This is a genomic window from Corynebacterium gallinarum, assembly GCF_014837045.1.
Taxonomy (GTDB): Bacteria; Actinomycetota; Actinomycetes; order Mycobacteriales; family Mycobacteriaceae; genus Corynebacterium; species Corynebacterium gallinarum.
In genome coordinates, this window is sequence record NZ_JACSPR010000001.1 from 136,033 (window position 1) to 151,824 (window position 15,792).

The following is a 15,792-nucleotide window of genomic DNA, read 5'->3' on the forward strand; positions in this document are numbered from 1 at the left end:
CCGGTACTGGCGAGGGCTGGCGGCAAATTCACCCGGACACGTCGTGGGGTTTTCCACCCCTGCTGTCCTGTTCCCACCATCATCTACCCCACCCCTCCACCCCTAGAGTTGCATAACGATACTGTCACAGGGATACTTGGCCGAACTCCCGATGGGAAGGCCCAGGCGGAACCACCGCTTAGCGCGGGTCATCACAAACCCACCCACGGGGGAAGAACTCTGATATCTCAATAATGCGTATGTGACAGCACCCTGATGCAGTCCACCCGTCCCTGTGGTCATCCCGGGGATGCAGGGGAGGGGGTCAATGCCATACGTAAATCCGTAGATCCTCTATCAGGGGTCCACTGTCACATCATGTCTGAGATCCCATCAGAACACTACTGATGCATCCCCGCGGGGATCATCCCCCAAAAAAACAAACAGTATCGCTGCGTTTTTGCAGACCCCTTTTTCCACGCGCAATCCCCTCACTCCTCACACAGGAAGGACACCGCTATGTCCACCATGGTGTTCCTTGGCCTCGTCGCCTCAATTGCCCTGCTCGCCGCCTTCGCCCTGCTCAACATGGGCAAGCTGACCCCAGATCACTACACGTATCAGATCCTCAATTTCCTCGGGGCCGGTTTCCTGGCCGCCTCCGCAGCCAACCCCATGAATGCCGGTGTCTTCTGGGCCGAACTGATCTGGGCACTGCTCGGTCTGTACGGCATCATCACCATCTGGAGGAAACGCCGCGCCCAGAAGGCCCTGCCGTCCCCATCAGCTCCCCCACTGCCCCAGACCCTGCACCCCGTCGCCGCATAGCGGATTAAGAAATAGAGCGTGAACCGTGGAAACCTTAATTTTTTCCCACGAGATCGGCATCGTCGCCGGTATCTTCCTTGTCGCGGCGTACGGCCTGATGAACTTCGGCATCTTGACCACGAAGTCCCCGTTGTACCAGTCATTGAATATTCTGGGTGCGCTGGGCTTTGCCTATACCGCACTCTCGCCCTTCAACCCCGGTCTGTTGATCACCGAGCTCGTCTGGATCGGGGTGGCTGTGGGATTTCTATGGAAGATCTTTTTCGGCAGCAAGGGTGCGGAGACCGTTGTGGATATCAACGTGGCTGACAACAACTCCCCCCAGCACAGCAGCATGGCCAGCTGAAACCGGATTGAGGGCAGGTCCGAAAGGTAAATCTGAACGACCACATGTGGGGTGTCAGATTGCACTCACCTTGTTCTCTGGTGAGCGCTCCGGTGGGGAAACCCGCCGATGCCCGGTGGCGGATGGCTGAAGGGACACAGATATCACTGGCAGGATGCGGAGAAATCAGCTTCGGCGATAGCGACATTGCGGATCAGTTCCTCACCACCCACCCACTCATTGATCAACACCTCACCCGGTGCGAGGGCGGCAATCTCACTCATGGTTGCGGAGACCTGCGGGATGGCTTCATCCTTACCCGCCACAGATCGGTCGGTAATGGTGGATGAGATGATGAGCAGGTCAGGACTTTCTCTGGGTTCCAGGGGTTGTTCCACCCGCCAGGGTGATTCCGGGGTGATCATGTTCACGGTGAATCTGCCTTGTTGTGGTTGGTCGGTGACCACGGTTCCCAGGGTGGGGTTAACCTCGCTGCCCTGTAGATGTTCCCGGCCTGCAACTATATTGATCTTGACGGCGGAGTAGTCACAGGTGTCGAGGTGGACCAGTAGGTCGCCACGCTCATTGAGGGAAAAAGCGGTATCGCCCCGGACGTCGGCGGTAATGACGTTTCCACAGGAGACCAGGCCGGTGGCCAACATGGTCAGCGCGACCACTCCCGCCCGGGCGGAGCGGAGTTTCATTCCCTCAGCCTAGCAGTATGCGATGACGCTGTTGGGGGAACGGACGCATGGTGAACTTTGGACAATGATCACCTCATGCAGATCAGTTACCGTGCTGCCACGCGCAGGCAGCGTTCACGCCCGGTTCGGTGGAACCCTCCAGCGAGGTGCCGTACCAGTAGACACCCTTCGGCAGGTTCTTCACCACCTGTTGGGTGAGGTCCTTCAGGGCAGCATCGGATTCGCCGTTGAGAACGACGCGGTGGAGGACCTCGTTGATTGGTGGGTATCCCTTGGTCTGGGCGAACTGGGTGACCAGCATGTTGTCCGGCTCGCAGGTCAGGTCAACGGCCTGGGCATGGATCTCCGTGACCCGGTACCCGGCTTTCTTCAGGCCTTCCGGCATGGTCGCGATGGCCTGGGTGAGTTCCTCGGGTCGGATGAGGATGTTGAGGTCGGTGGATACGGTGCGCATGGCAGCCTCCTTCAGTGGTTGCTCTGTGCTGCCCACGCTACTCCGGGTTCTGCACCTATAACAGGGTCCCTCCTACTTCTTGGCCACCTGTTTGCGCGCCCGGTACACGGCCACGCCCACCAGGGCCAGGGTGATCCACAGCAGGTATTTGTTGATCACATTGACCACATCGAGCACCTGATCACCGAAGCTGTAGCCCAGCCACATCATCAGTCCGTTGACCACCAGGATGCACACCACATTCCAGGCCAGCATGATGCTGAACCTGATCTTGAGCAGGCCGGCGACCGCGTTGAGTATGGTGCCCGGCACCGGTCCCGGCAGGTAACCCAGGGGGACCAGGCCGATCACCCACGCGTACATGGTGGAGGATTCCTTCTCCACGGCAGTGCGGAACATCCGGTGGGCGCGGGGCATGTACTGCAGGGACATCTCAATGAACTCCATGCCCCAACGCCGGCCCATGAGCCAGTAGACGGGCATGAACTTCACCGCGCCCACCACGGTGCACAGCAGGTAGACCCAGAACACCCCGTTGCCCACCGACGCGTTGGCGCCACCGACCACGGCGCTGGTATAACCACCGACCAGCAGGGTGTAGGCCAGCGGGTGGGTGAGCAGCCAGGCGCGCAGGGGGATCATGCAGATGGAGTACACCGCCATGGCCATGAGCAGGACGAACAGGACGATGTCCATCTTCTCCGGGTTGGAGAGGAACCTCGGCAGCTCCGGCTCGGGCTTGGTGGCCGGGGCAGGTGTGCCGACAGCTTGCTCATCGACGTGTCCTGCGGTGTCATCGGGCTTCTCGGTCACGCATGATCCTTAAATGTGTAGGGGTATCCGGAGTGATGTTAGTCCAGTCCGAGTACTTTCCGGTCTTCGGTGGTGAGATCCACGGCGTCGAGAAGCTCGGGTCGCACCCGCTGGGTGCGCAACAACGCCTGGTCACGCCGCCACCGGTCCACCTTTGCGTGATTGCCGGAGAACAGCACCTCGGGCACGTCCAGCCCGCGCCAGGTCCGGGGTTTGGTATACGACGGGCCCTCAAGCAGCCCGTCGGAGAAGCTGTCCTCCTCGTGGGACCGGCGGTTGCCCAGCACGCCGGGGATCAGGCGCACCACGGCCTCGGCGATGACCAGCACCGCCACTTCCCCGCCGATGAGCACATAGTCACCGATGGACACCTCGCGCACGCGGTACCGGGTGCGCGCATCGTCGATGACGCGCTGGTCAATGCCCTCATAGCGGCCACATGCGAACACGATGTGGTTCTCATTCGACCACGCCTGCGCATCGGCCTGCGTGAACGGCTTGCCGGCCGGGGTGGGCACGAGCAGCAGGGGCAGGTCGGCGTCCTCACCCTCATAGGAGTGCTTGTCGACGCCCGCCAGCTCGTCGTGCCGCGCGACGTTTCTGTGCGGGGTTGCGGACTCCAGTTCCCAGCCCGCGACCTTGCCTGCGGCAACGTCATCCAGGGCCGGTCCCCACACCTCCGGTTTCATCACCATGCCGGGGCCGCCACCATAGGGGGTGTCATCGACGGCCTTGTGCCCACCGGTGGCCCAGTCACGCAGGTCATGGACACCGACCTCGAGGTACCCATCCTCGATGGCCTTGCCCAGCAGCGCGTGGCGCAGCGGATCGAGGTACTCCGGGAAGATGGTCACCACGTCCAGACGCAGGTGGCGGTTATCGGTGTTGTCGTTGGCACTAGTCACGGCATTCAATCTACCAATGACCGCCACAACCCCCGACTAGAGATCCAGCAGGCCGTCCGGCGGGGTGATCGTGGCGGTCCCGGCCTCCAGATCCACCTCGGGAACAATGGCGTGAACAAACGGAATGAGCACCTCCTTGCCGGCGGTCAGCTCCACCTCGAGGATCTCACCGGCGGGACCGTGCATCACGCCGGTGACCACACCGATATCCGCACCGTCATGGATGATGCGCAGGCCCTCCAGCTCGTAGTCGTAGAACCCCTCACTGTCATCCTCCCGTTCCAGGGGTGGCGCGAAGAAGCGGGTACCGCGCAGGGAGTCCGCCGTGGTGCGGTCTGGGATCTCCTCGAACTTGATGAGCAAGCGTCCCTGGTGGGCGCGGGCGGTGTCGATGGTGAGGGTGTGTTCCCGGCCGGTCTGCCTGCCGTGCAGCACCTCGCCCGGGGCGTAACGGGTATCGGGATCATCGGTGGTCACCTCGACCACGACCTCACCCTTGATGCCGTGGGACTTGATCACTCTGCCGATCTGCAGCTCTGTCGTCATGGGTAGAAATTCTAGGCCACCGGGTGCGGGTCGGTGCACACCGCGCCCTTCATATCAGGGACTACGGTGGGAGGTCACCCACCCGGATCAACGTACTGAGGAGACCGAAGACATGAACACCGACATCCCGGGCCTGAGCGTGGTTGAGCTCCCCGGCTCCGTGACCACCCCGGACCCCGAGCGCGCACTCCCGGCCACCCGACGCATCCTCAAGGCCGATGGGGTGGATCTGATCAGTTTCACCTTCTCCCCCGGCCAGGTACTCGGCGAGCACCACGCGGCCCATCCCCTCACCATCCAGTGTCTTGACGGGGAGGTGGATCTTATCCTGGCGGACACCACGGTGCGCATGAGGCAGGGCACCCTGGTGCACCTCGAGGAGGCGGTAACCCACCATGTGCAGGCCACCCCGGATGCCACCGAACCCGCCACTATCCTGGTCACCCTGCTCACGGGACACCGGAAGGTGGATTAGATGGAGTTCTTCAACATCCTCGAGGCGGCCCCGCCCGCCCAGCCGGATAAACCACGGCCGGCGGTGAAGAGGATCCTGCAGGGTGATGGTGCCAACCTCATCGTGTTCACCTTCTCCCCCGGCCACTGTCTGCCCGATCACCGGGCGGCCCACCCCATCACGGTGTGCTCCCTCAAGGGTGAGATCCTGTTCAGCTACGGTGATGAGACGGTCACCCTGTCCCCCGGTTCCGTCGTGCACCTTAAGGAACACATCACCCACCGGGTGGACTATCCGGTTGATGCAGAGGGGGAGGCGGTCATGTTGCTGACCATGCTTACCGGTGAGCGCCACCGGCCAGGAGATTGAATCGGGGCGTTCGCAAGCAAAAAGAACCGCTCCCCCGGAAGGGAACGGTTCTTTTAAACGAAGGTGGCTTTATGCCTCTTCGGAAGCAGCCTCTTCAGCTGGGGCTTCCTCGGAAGCCTCGGCCTCAGCAGCGGCAGCCTTCTCGGCAGCAGCCTTCTCAGCTGCTTCCTTGGCTTCCTTCTCCTCGCGGGCCTTCTTCTTCTTTTCGGTGATGGCCTCAGCGGTCGGACCGTTGTTGGCCTCGGAGAGAGCCTGGTTGAACAAGTCGAGCTTGGATGGCTTCTCCTCGGCGACACGCAGGGTACCCTCGGCACCCTCGATGCCCTTGAACTTCTGCCAGTCACCGGTCACCTTGAGCAGTGCAGCAACAGACTCGGTTGGCTGAGCGCCAACGGAGAGCCAGTGCTGGGCGCGCTCGGAGTTGATCTTGATGACGGATGGTTCCTGCTTCGGCTCGTAGATGCCGATGTTCTCGATGACCTTACCGTCGCGCTTGGTGCGTGCGTCAGCGACGACAACGCGGTAGTGCGGGGTACGGATCTTACCGAGACGCTGGAGCTTGATCTTGACAGCCATGTGTGTTCCTCACGTGGTCACTGGGCAGTACAGACACCCACCTCTTGTTGGTGAGCCGGTTCAACCCTTCTTGTTTAACCTGCGTGTGACGGCACCGGACGACCGGGGTCGTTGGCGGCATTACGCAGGAAAGTCTTAGGCGCAATCCACACCCATGCGGGTGCAGACAACCTAAACCACCTTAGCGGGTGCACGACAGAAAACTGAAATCCCCGGTGTGTGGACGTGTGGAACGCTGGCAATCCACCGCTGAATAGGTGCGTTCCTCCCGCTCAGGGAGTAGATTCTTCTAGTGTGTTTCCAATTGCCTCTGGTAATGACGGCCATAACCTGATCACTCATGTGGATGGTGGCCGCTTCGATGACATCATGCTTGCAGGGGATCTCACCGGCATCAGCAGATTCCTCGGCAACGCCGGGCCCAATGCCCGTGATGACAGAGACCGAACAGTACTCATGCGTGCCGCCGAGGCGGGCAACCTCATGGTGGTCGCCCGCCTGCTTGATCTGCATGCCGACCCCACCCTGACCGACCCCCGGGGCACCACCGCCCTGCACCTGGCTGCGGTTGCAGGTGATGACGGTGTCGCGGAGATCCTCATCAATGCCGGGGCCCCCGTGGATCCTGTGGACTGCCACAACCGCACCCCGCTCTGGCACGCCACAGCCAATCACCTCCCGGATTCCGCCGTCGTGGAGGTGCTCCTGCGGGCCGGGGCGAATCAGCGCCTGCGTGACTGCAACGGTGTCAGCCCGGAGGACCTGATGTAACGGCACAGCAATGGCCCCGGACCCCATCCAGTGCGGAGGGGTCCGGGGCTGCTGGCTTTCAGGTCACCGTCAGATCACCTGATGACGCTGCGCATCCGTGAGATCGCGATGCCGCCGAAGATCAGACCCCAGACGGCGATGATGCCGACGATCATCCACGGGCCGATCTCGGTGCCGAAGAGTTCAATGCGGGTGCCATAGCCGAACTGCAGCTCCTCGACCATCTCCGGTGGGAAGCCGACATCCATGAGCGCCGGTTCCGCCACCGGTCCGCGCACCAGCATCGCCGCCGGGGCGAAGGGCAACAGGTTCATCATGTTGACCACAAACGACGGCAGTGCCACCGGTGGGATATAGGCACCGGCGAGGAAACCCGCGAGCGTGCCCACGAGACTGGCCAGTCCCGACATGGCCGCCTGGGAGGTGACCAGGGTGACCATGAACGCCGCGATACCGGAGAACGTGGCGGTGAGCAGAAGCAGGACACCGTAGAGTTCCACCAGGCCACCGAGGGTGAGCGAACCGTGTCCCAGCAGCGCCAGGATCGTGGCACCCACCACCACCTCCACGGTGAGGATCACCAGGGTGATGATGATCGCCGCGAGAATATAGGAACCGGTGAGTTGTCCGCGACCCACCGGGGAGACCAGGAAGTCCTTCACCCTGCCCTGCGTGCGGTCCTCCACCAGCACCCCCAGACCGGCCTGGGGCACGGTGATCGCTGAGGTGACCAGGATGCCGGAGAACACCCAGTTAAGCACAAAGGTGGAGACATCATCACGGGCCTCCGGTGGCACGCTCTCCGCGAGCGAATCGATCTGCATCTTGCCCAGGAACAGGACATAAAGCACGAACAACACCAGTGCGCCGAGCACCGAGAACAACACCGCCCACCGGTCGCGGAAGAAACACAGGAGGTGGCGGCGGGTCAGGGTCCAGATCACGAAACCGCCCCCAGGGTGTGCCGTGTGGTGTGGGCACCGGGAACGTTGGTCACCGCGAGGAAGACATCGTCCATGGACCCGTGACGGATCTCCACATCCAACACACCCTCCAGTCCGACGGCGATCCGGGTGGCCTCCAGTCCGTCGGCGACCAGCACGCGGACACGGTCACCATCGACGGTGACATCACGGCCGGGCAGCTGGGCGATGAGCTGATCCGGGTGGTCGGTGCGCAGCACCAGCTGTGTCGGGGAATACCGGGCACGCAGCTGCATCGGGGTTCCCGATGCCACCTCCTCACCGCCTTCGATGATGAGGACGTTGTCGGCCAGTTCGGTTTCCTCCATGTAGTGGGTGGTGAGAAACACCGTCAGCCCGGAATCATCGCGCAGGGAGTTGATGGTCTCCCACACCTGGTAGCGGGACCGGGGATCCAGGCCGGCGGAGGGTTCATCCAGGAAGAGGATGACGGGGCTGTGCAGCAGGGCACGGGCGATGTCGGTGCGGCGTTTCTCGCCCCCTGACAACAGCCCATACCGGCGGTCCTGGAATTCGGTGAGACCGATGCGGGTGATCAGTTCGTCGATACGCTCGCGGGTCACCCCCGGGTACAGGCGGGCGCGGGTCTCCAGATTCTCCCGTGCGGTCAGCAACGGATCCAGCACGGACTGCTGGAAAACCACCCCGATGGACTGGGACGCCGGGGTGTCCCCCAGGATCTCGATCTCACCGGAGGTCTGTTCGATGATGCCGGTGAGGCAGGAGATGGTGGTGGTTTTACCAGCACCGTTTTCCCCCAGGAATGCAAAGATCGAGCCTTTTTCCACGTCAAAGCTCAGGGAGTTCACGGCAGTGCTGTCGCCGTATTTCTTCACCAGATCCTTGACTCTCAGAATCGCGGTCATGATACCTTCCACAGAATTGTCGGGGAAGGCCATTCATGAGTTCCCCACTGCATTTAAGGTACTACCCCCGTGAGTCCACACGAAATTTCCGGACAGACCATCCGCACAGCAGGATCACCAGCCCGATCGCGGTGACAATCCACCACAGCGGGGTGTAGGCGGCAGCCGGGTCCACCCCGCCATCACCAGCTGTTTCAGCCATCCGGGCAACGAGGATAGACCCGAAGATCGCCGCCCCCAGCGAGTTGCCTCCTTGCCGCGCGGTGGAGGTGACCGCCGCGGCGGTGCCGGACTGGTCCCGGGGCAGTCCGGACACGGCCGCGTTGGTGATCGGGGTGTTGACGAGACCGAATCCGATGCCGTAGACCCCGAAGGCCAGACCCAGGTGCCACAGGGGTGTGTTCTGGCCGAGGAAGGTGAGCAGAAGACCACCGGTGGCCATGACCGCACCGGCGATCATGAGGGAGGGCGCCGGACCATAGGCGGCGACCAGCCGGCCGGACACCGGTGAGGACACCGCCACCATCACCGCCAGTGGCAGAAGCATGAGCCCGGCCTGCATCGGGGTGAGCCCGCGGGTGTTCTGCAGGAACAGGGTGATACTGAACAGGATGCCCGTGGTGGAGATGAACGCGAGCACCGCGGAGATCACCGCGACGCTGAAGGTCCGGGACCGGAAGAACGCCGGTGCCAGCAGTGGCTCGGTGGCCCGGTTCTCCCACCAGATGAACAGGATGATCGCGGTGGTGGCCACGAGGAAGGCACCGAGCACGAACGGATGCGTCCAACCCAGCGCACCACCCTGGATCAGGCCGATGTTCAGACCTGCCAGGAAGAAGATCATCAGGACCTGACCGGGTGGATCAAGTCGCCGGTGGGTGGCGGCCCGGGATTCGGGGATGAACTGGGCTGCCAGGACGATCGCGGCCACGGCGATGGGGATGTTGAGCCAGAAGACCGCGCGCCAGGAGATCAGGTTCACGAGCAGACCCCCGATCGGTGGCCCCAGGGCCATGGAAATACCGATCACGCTGCTCCAGATACCGAGCGCCCGGGCGCGGGCACCGGCATCGCTGAAGGTGTTGGAGATGATCGACAGGGCCACCGGGTTCAACATCGATCCACCGAGGCCCTGCAGGACACGGGCGGCGATGAGGATCTCCACGGTGGGCGCCAGGGAACTGAACAGGGATCCCAGGGTGAACAGGGACAGGCCGAATTGGAAGACCTTCCTGCGCCCGATCCGATCCGCCACCGACCCCGCCAGCATGAGGAACCCGGCGGTGGACAGCGCGTAGGCACTGATCACCCACTGCAGCTGGGAGACATCCGCCCCCAGGGACACGCCGATCTCGGGCAGGGCGACGCTGACCGCGTACCCGTCCATGCTGACGATGAACACGCTGAGACAGCAGGTGTAGAGCAGGATCATTCTGCCCCGGGCATCGAGATCTGCAAGAGTCCTGGTCACGCGCACCTCCTTGGGTTTTTCACTGTACGGGCGCAGGGCCCCGGGTGACCGTTGCGGTCATCCCGGGGCCCTGCAGGTGGTGCTTGTCGACGTTTATTTCTTCCCGAAGTCCAGATTGTCGAGGTCGATGTTCTCCATCCCCTTCGGCAGTTTCGGCATACCCGGGATCTTCGGCATGCCACCGCCTGCGGCACCGGCGGCACCGAGCTGTTTCTGCAGCTCCGCCAGGTCAGGCATTCCGGCACCACCCATGCCGGGCATGCCACCCATGCCGGGCATACCCGGCATGCCGCCCATGGGCATCTTCGGCTGCGTTGGGCCCTTCTTGGCCGGTTTACGCTTGCCGTTCTTACCCTTGCGGCCCTTGGCCTGCTTCTTGGTGGCACTGCGGGTGCCCGGGCCCATGCCGAACTGGCCGGCCATCTTGCCCATCATCTTCTTCGCCTCGAAGAAGCGCTCCACCAGCTGGTTGACCTCGGAGACGGTCACGCCGGAACCGTTGGCGATGCGCTTGCGTCGGGAGGCGTTGAGGATCTTCGGATCCTCACGCTCCGCCGGGGTCATGCCGCGGATGATGGCCTGGATGCGGTCGAGGTGCTTCTCATCGACCATGTCCGCCATATCTGACATCTGCTTGCCACCGGGCAGCATCTTGAGGATGTTGCCGATCGGGCCCATGCGACGGATCATGAGCATCTGGTCGAGGAAGTCCTCGAGCGTCAGCTCACCGGAACCCAGTTTCTTCGCCGCGGCCTCCGCCTTGTCCTGATCCATGACGGACTCGGCCTGCTCGATGAGCGAGAGCACATCACCCATGCCGAGGATGCGGCTGGCCATGCGCTCCGGGTGGAAGACATCGAAGTCCTCGAGCTTCTCACCGGTGGAGGCGAACATGATCGGCTTGCCGGTGACCTCACGGATGGACAGGGCGGCACCACCACGGGCGTCACCGTCGAGCTTGGTGAGCACGACACCGGTGAAATCAACACCGTCGCGGAAGGCCTCCGCGGTGTCCACGGCGTCCTGACCGATCATCGAGTCGATGACGAAGAGAACCTCATCGGGGTTGATGGCGTCACGGATGTTGCGGGCCTGGGTCATCAGGGTGTCATCGATACCCAGGCGGCCGGCGGTATCCACGATGACGATGTCATGCTGGGTGCGCTTGGCCTCCTCGATACCGGCCTGCGCCACGGCGACGGGATCACCGTGGCTGGTGCCCATCTCATGCTCATAGGAATCAATGCTGGTGCCGGGATCCGGTGCGAAGGTGGTGACACCGGCGCGCTCACCGACGATCTGGAGCTGCTGGACCGCACCCGGGCGCTGGAGGTCACAGGCGACCAGCATCGGGGTGTGTCCCTGGGCAGCCAGGTGCTTGGAGAGCTTACCGGCGAGGGTGGTTTTACCCGCACCCTGCAGACCGGCGAGCATGATCACCGTCGGGGGGTTCTTCGCCAGCTGGATCCGGCGGGTCTCACCACCGAGGATCGTCACGAGTTCCTCATTGACGATCTTGATGACCTGCTGTGCAGGGTTCAGTGCCTGGGAGACCTCGGCACCGGTGGCACGTTCCTTGACACGGCCGATGAAGGAGCGCACGACGGTAAGCGACACGTCGGCCTCAAGCAGCGCGAGGCGGATCTCACGTGCTGTTGCATTGATGTCAGCCTCGGTGAGCTTGCCTTTGCCACGCAGGCCCTTGAGGGCATTGTTCAACCGATCGGACAGTGACTCAAACACGAATGAACTCCCAGTGGTTCTAGAGTGCGGGGTTTCTAATCCCCCAATGGTAGCCGGTCGCCCCCTGTCAGGTCACGTCAGCTGGTGGTTTACCGGTCTCAACTCCCCGCCAGCGCCCGGTTGATATCCCGTTCCACCCTCGAGCGGTCGAAACCCGGCTTGAGGGCCGCCTGCATGACGAGTGTGGCACCGGGTGTTCCCGTGGCGATCCACGAACAGTCCGGCAGCACGCGCAGGAGCGCGAAGATCGCCCCGCGACGCAACTCGGTGCGCACCTCGATGGTGTCGCCATGCCAGAAGGTGGCGGTGATGCCGGGGTCCGGGGTGGGCACCTCCGAGTAGAGACCAGATTTATAGGCCTGCAGGAAGGACTGGGGATCGAAGTCCTGTGGCCCGTTGGCGCGGACATCGAATTCACAGTGCCAGACCCCGTTGTGGATCATCCGGGCGGCGTCGATCATCCAGCCCTTGGCGGCGATGACGCCCAGGATGGTACGCAGATCCTCCCCGTGCCAGAAGATGGTGGGGATATCGTTGCGGATCCGCAGGCTGATATCCCTGTTGCGGGCGACCATGGGGGCGGTGGGTCGGACGTCGACAAGCCGGGCGCGCGCCCGGGAGCAGACCACGCCGAGCGCGCGCTGCAGCGTCGGGGTCCACACGCCGGGGCCGGTGGCCTTGGCGTCGGCCTCGGTGAGTACCTCCAGCAGGTTGAGGGTGACCACGTCATAGCGCACGGCGTCCAGGAGGACATCCACGGCCTCCTCCGAATACGGGTCCATGCGGTGCGCGAGACGTGCGATCGTCGTGTGCTCGGCGACAAGGGTCTGCACGCAGGCGCGGTCACGCAGGTTCAGGCCCATGCGACGGGCGGTGCGTGCGACCATCTCCGCCCCGACCTGCTCATGCGGGCGGTCGGTGCCCTTGCCCATGTCGTGGTAGAGCGCCCCCAGCAGCAACAGGTCGGGCCGTGCGACGGTGACGGTTTCCAGGGCACAGTTGGCCACCGTGTTGAGGCTGTGTTCATCAATGGTGGACACATGACTGGGTTCACGGGGCATCAGACCCCGGATGCGGTCCCACTCCGGCACATACCGCGCCCAGAGACCATGCCTGTCCATCTGTTTGATCACCCGGCGCGAATGCACGGGACTGGACAGCACGCGGAAGAAGTCCCCGGCCAGCGATGCCGGCCACGGATCAGGCAGATCGGGGCAGTCGGTGAGACGTTTCCAGGTGGAGGCCGCCACGGGCAGACCGGTCTTCGCGGCGGCCGCCGCAACGCGCAGGGGTAAGGCAGGATCGGTGAGGTCGGCGTTGCGGGCCAGGCCGATGGTACCGGAGATATCCACCACGTCCACATCCAGGGGGCGGCGCTGGGCAGTGCGGAACCCCAGGCCGGTACGCCGGGGCAGGACACCGCGGGCGGTGGCGAGTGCATCGGTGAGGGCGTCATCGATGGCGCGGGCGGCATCGGCGATCTCACGGCCTAAGTGGTAACGGTCCGCGAACCCGAGATCGAGGGAGACATCCACGGCGAATTCCGGGTCGAGGACATCACGGGCGCGGCGGGCATGGACGTGCAGCAGGGTGCGCACATCCAGCAGCAGGCGGTGGTGGTTGTCCAGCCGGGGCAGATCGCACAGGTTACCCAAGGCAAGGGCCTTGATCAGCTCATAGTCACGCAGCCCTCCCCTGCCGTGTTTGAGATCCGGCCGGGTCATGGCCACCACCGGCCCGGAGCGGCGCCACCTGCTGATGGCGGTGTCCACCACCGCGTTGAAGTTGCGGTTGAGCTCCCGGCGCCATTTGGTGAGGATGCGGTGGCGGGTGTCATCGAAGAGTTGTTCATCGCCGCTGATGAACCGCAAATCCAGCATGGCCAGGGCTGCGGTGGAATCCGCGGAGATCATGTCCGCACACTCCTGCGGGGTGCGCACCGAGTAGTCCAGGCGTTTCTTCGCATCCCAGATCGGGTACCACAGCTGCTCCACCCCGTCCGGCACGGCGCCGGGCGGGTGGATGAGGAGGAGATCGATATCCGAGTACGGTGTCATCTCCCCCCGCGCCAGCGAACCGGTGGCGGCCAGGGTGGTTCCGGCCGGGAGGGTAAGCGCACCCAGCAGGGCCAGGGCTGATTCTTCTGCTTCCCGACGAAGCTGGGCGGGGTCGTTCATGGGTGGAGGGGATTCCTAGCGGTGGTGGTCGGGTGGTGTACCGGGTGGTTAGAGGGCTGCGTCGCCACGCTCGCCGGTGCGCACGCGGATGAGCTCCTCGACGTGGGTGACCCAGACCTTGCCGTCGCCCATCTTGCCGGTGCGTGCGGTGGTGACGATCGCCTCGACCACCTCATCGAGCTGCGCGTCGGAGACCACGACCTCGATCTTGACCTTCGGGACGAAATCAACGGCGTACTCCGCGCCGCGGTAGACCTCGGTGTGGCCCTTCTGCTGGCCGAAACCCTGGGTCTCGGTGACAGTCATGCCCTGCACGCCCACCTGTTCGAGGGCTTCCTTGACATCGGTCAGGGTGAAGGGCTTGACAATGGCGGTGATGAGTTTCATTTCAGTGCTCCTAGCTGGGTATATAGCGGCTTGTATCACATGGTCCACCGGCGGCGGGTTTACCGTCGAATTTAACGAATTTCCGGGCCGGCGGTGTCATAGGCTGATTCACCGTGTTCGGCGGTGTCGATCCCGTGCTGCTCCTTATCCTCGTCGATCCTCCAACCCATGGTCGCCTTGAGGAGGTAGGCGATGACCGCGGTGATCACGGCGGCGAAGATCATGGCCACCACCGCGATGACGATCTGGATGATAAAGAGTCTAAAACCATCCATGCCCCCGCCGGTGAACCAGCCCACGTCTGTGGCCAGCAGACCCACACCGATGGTTCCCCACAGGCCGGCGACCAGGTGCACGCCGACCACGTCGAGGGAGTCATCGTAACCGAACCGGTACTTCAGTCCCACGCCCAGGCAGGCCAGGATGCCACCGATCACACCGATGATCAGGGAGGTCAAAGGCGTGAGGGAACCCGCGGCGGGGGTGATGGTAACCAGGCCGGCCACCACGCCGGAGGCGGCGCCCAGGGAGGTGGCGTGCCCGTCGCGCAGCCGTTCGGTGGCCAGCCAGCCGAGCATGGCGGCCGCGGTGGCGGCGGTGGTGTTCAGCCAGGCCATACCGGCCAGCCCATCGGCGGCGAAGGCGGAGCCACCGTTGAACCCGAACCATCCGAACCACAGCAGTGCGGCACCGAGCATGACCAGCGGGAGGTTGTGGGGCCGCGATGCCACCGTCGGGAAGGTGCGGCGGGTGCCGATGATCAGCGCGAGCACCAGTGCCGCGGTACCTGCGGAGATGTGCACCACCGTGCCACCGGCGAAGTCGATGGGGGCGATGGCGGCCTCCCCGTCGGTGACACCGAAGATCCAGGCGGCGAAGCCGGTCTCACCGTGTGCCAGCAGTCCCCCGCCCCAGACCATGTGGGCCAGCGGGAAGTAGACAAGGGTGGACCACAGGGCGGTGAAGGCGAGCCAGGTGGAGAATTTCACACGTTCAGCCAGCGCACCGGAGATCAGCGCAGTGGAGATCACCGCGAAGGTGAGCTGGAATCCGATGTCGATGACATTGGCATATCCGGAGGCGCCCTCGAGGTAATTTCCCCCGTCATCGGTGATGGCGTCCCTCAAGCCGAAGAACTCCAGTGGGTTGGCCACGATGCCTGCCCAGGACTGGGTGCCGTAGGACATCGACCATCCCCACAGCACATAGATGACGGAGACCACCCCGAGGGTGCCAAACGACATCATCATCATGTTGAGCACGGACTTCTGGCGGGACATGCCTCCGTAGAACAGTGCGAGTGCCGGGGTCATGAGCAGGACGAGGGATGCGGATATGAGCATCCATGAGGCGTGGCCTGATGTGGCTGCGATCTGATCAGCGGTCATGCTGAGCAACCTCCTTGGGTTGTGGTGCCGGTGGGTTGTGAGGAAAACCCTGC

General features: G+C 63.5%; 18 protein-coding genes. 5 read left to right on the forward strand and 13 right to left on the reverse strand.

The annotated features are described in order from the left end of the window. Nucleotides 1-498: 498 nt before the first annotated feature. On the forward strand, nt 499-807 hold the full coding sequence (locus H9627_RS00605; RefSeq protein WP_191732095.1) for a CBU_0592 family membrane protein: 309 nt from the start codon (nt 499-501) through the stop codon (nt 805-807). Nucleotides 808-832: 25 nt separating this feature from the next. Further along, a complete protein-coding gene (locus tag H9627_RS00610; protein ID WP_191732096.1) occupies nt 833-1,153 on the forward strand; it encodes a CBU_0592 family membrane protein in 321 nt (106 codons plus the stop codon). Nucleotides 1,154-1,296: 143 nt separating this feature from the next. Here H9627_RS00610 and H9627_RS00615 read toward each other — a convergent pair whose 3' ends face one another. The 5 genes from H9627_RS00615 to rimM all read right to left on the reverse strand — a co-directional run bounded on the left by H9627_RS00615 (nt 1,297) and on the right by rimM (nt 4,554). Next, nucleotides 1,297-1,836 carry a hypothetical protein gene (locus H9627_RS00615; protein WP_191732097.1) on the reverse strand — a complete coding sequence of 180 codons (540 nt, stop codon included), beginning with the start codon at nt 1,834-1,836 and terminating at the stop codon, nt 1,297-1,299. An 82-nt stretch (nt 1,837-1,918) separates the two neighbouring features. Next, complete coding sequence (locus tag H9627_RS00620; protein ID WP_191732098.1) at nt 1,919-2,290, reverse strand: hypothetical protein; 372 nt, start codon at nt 2,288-2,290, stop codon at nt 1,919-1,921. Between the two features lie 72 nt (nt 2,291-2,362). Beyond that, nucleotides 2,363-3,103, reverse strand: a complete 741-nt coding sequence (locus H9627_RS00625; protein WP_404826182.1) for a DedA family protein — start codon at nt 3,101-3,103, stop codon at nt 2,363-2,365. Nucleotides 3,104-3,141: 38 nt separating this feature from the next. Further along, nucleotides 3,142-4,017: a tRNA (guanosine(37)-N1)-methyltransferase TrmD gene (gene trmD / locus H9627_RS00630; RefSeq protein WP_191732099.1), complete on the reverse strand. Its 876-nt coding sequence runs from the start codon at nt 4,015-4,017 to the stop codon at nt 3,142-3,144. A gap of 27 nt (nt 4,018-4,044) precedes the next feature. Continuing rightward, complete coding sequence (rimM, locus tag H9627_RS00635) at nt 4,045-4,554, reverse strand: ribosome maturation factor RimM (RefSeq protein ID WP_191732100.1); 510 nt, start codon at nt 4,552-4,554, stop codon at nt 4,045-4,047. Between the two features lie 112 nt (nt 4,555-4,666). On the opposite strand from rimM, the gene H9627_RS00640 reads away from it, so the two are divergent. Further along, nucleotides 4,667-5,029 (forward strand): cupin domain-containing protein, encoded by a 363-nt coding sequence (locus tag H9627_RS00640; RefSeq protein ID WP_191732101.1) that lies wholly within the window; start codon nt 4,667-4,669, stop codon nt 5,027-5,029. Next, nucleotides 5,030-5,377, forward strand: a complete 348-nt coding sequence (locus H9627_RS00645) for a cupin domain-containing protein (protein ID WP_191732102.1) — start codon at nt 5,030-5,032, stop codon at nt 5,375-5,377. 69 nt (nt 5,378-5,446) lie between these two features. On the opposite strand, the gene rpsP is transcribed toward H9627_RS00645, so the two are convergent. Then, nucleotides 5,447-5,953, reverse strand: a complete 507-nt coding sequence (rpsP, locus tag H9627_RS00650; RefSeq protein ID WP_191732103.1) for a 30S ribosomal protein S16 — start codon at nt 5,951-5,953, stop codon at nt 5,447-5,449. 294 nt (nt 5,954-6,247) lie between these two features. On the opposite strand from rpsP, the gene H9627_RS00655 reads away from it, so the two are divergent. Then, nucleotides 6,248-6,724, forward strand: coding sequence for an ankyrin repeat domain-containing protein (locus H9627_RS00655; RefSeq protein ID WP_191732104.1), 477 nt, complete (start codon nt 6,248-6,250; stop codon nt 6,722-6,724). Nucleotides 6,725-6,798: 74 nt separating this feature from the next. On the opposite strand, the gene H9627_RS00660 is transcribed toward H9627_RS00655, so the two are convergent. From H9627_RS00660 to H9627_RS00690, 7 genes are all read right to left on the reverse strand, one after another. Beyond that, the gene (locus H9627_RS00660) at nt 6,799-7,668 is read right to left on the reverse strand and encodes an ABC transporter permease (protein ID WP_191732105.1); all 870 of its coding nucleotides are present in this window, start codon (nt 7,666-7,668) and stop codon (nt 6,799-6,801) included. Continuing rightward, nucleotides 7,665-8,573, reverse strand: a complete 909-nt coding sequence (locus tag H9627_RS00665; RefSeq protein WP_191732106.1) for an ABC transporter ATP-binding protein — start codon at nt 8,571-8,573, stop codon at nt 7,665-7,667. The genes H9627_RS00660 and H9627_RS00665 overlap by 4 nt, the downstream gene beginning before the upstream one ends. Before the next feature lie 61 nt (nt 8,574-8,634). Next, nucleotides 8,635-10,044, reverse strand: coding sequence for an MFS transporter (locus tag H9627_RS00670; protein WP_318247733.1), 1,410 nt, complete (start codon nt 10,042-10,044; stop codon nt 8,635-8,637). 93 nt (nt 10,045-10,137) lie between these two features. Next, on the reverse strand, nt 10,138-11,787 hold the full coding sequence (gene ffh / locus H9627_RS00675; protein WP_191732107.1) for a signal recognition particle protein: 1,650 nt from the start codon (nt 11,785-11,787) through the stop codon (nt 10,138-10,140). Nucleotides 11,788-11,885: 98 nt separating this feature from the next. Continuing rightward, nucleotides 11,886-13,964, reverse strand: a complete 2,079-nt coding sequence (locus tag H9627_RS00680) for a [protein-PII] uridylyltransferase (protein WP_191732108.1) — start codon at nt 13,962-13,964, stop codon at nt 11,886-11,888. 48 nt (nt 13,965-14,012) lie between these two features. Beyond that, nucleotides 14,013-14,351 carry a P-II family nitrogen regulator GlnK gene (gene glnK, locus H9627_RS00685; RefSeq protein WP_191732109.1) on the reverse strand — a complete coding sequence of 113 codons (339 nt, stop codon included), beginning with the start codon at nt 14,349-14,351 and terminating at the stop codon, nt 14,013-14,015. A 71-nt stretch (nt 14,352-14,422) separates the two neighbouring features. After that, a complete protein-coding gene (locus H9627_RS00690) occupies nt 14,423-15,739 on the reverse strand; it encodes an ammonium transporter (protein ID WP_191732110.1) in 1,317 nt (438 codons plus the stop codon). Between the last annotated feature and the right edge of the window lie 53 nt (nt 15,740-15,792).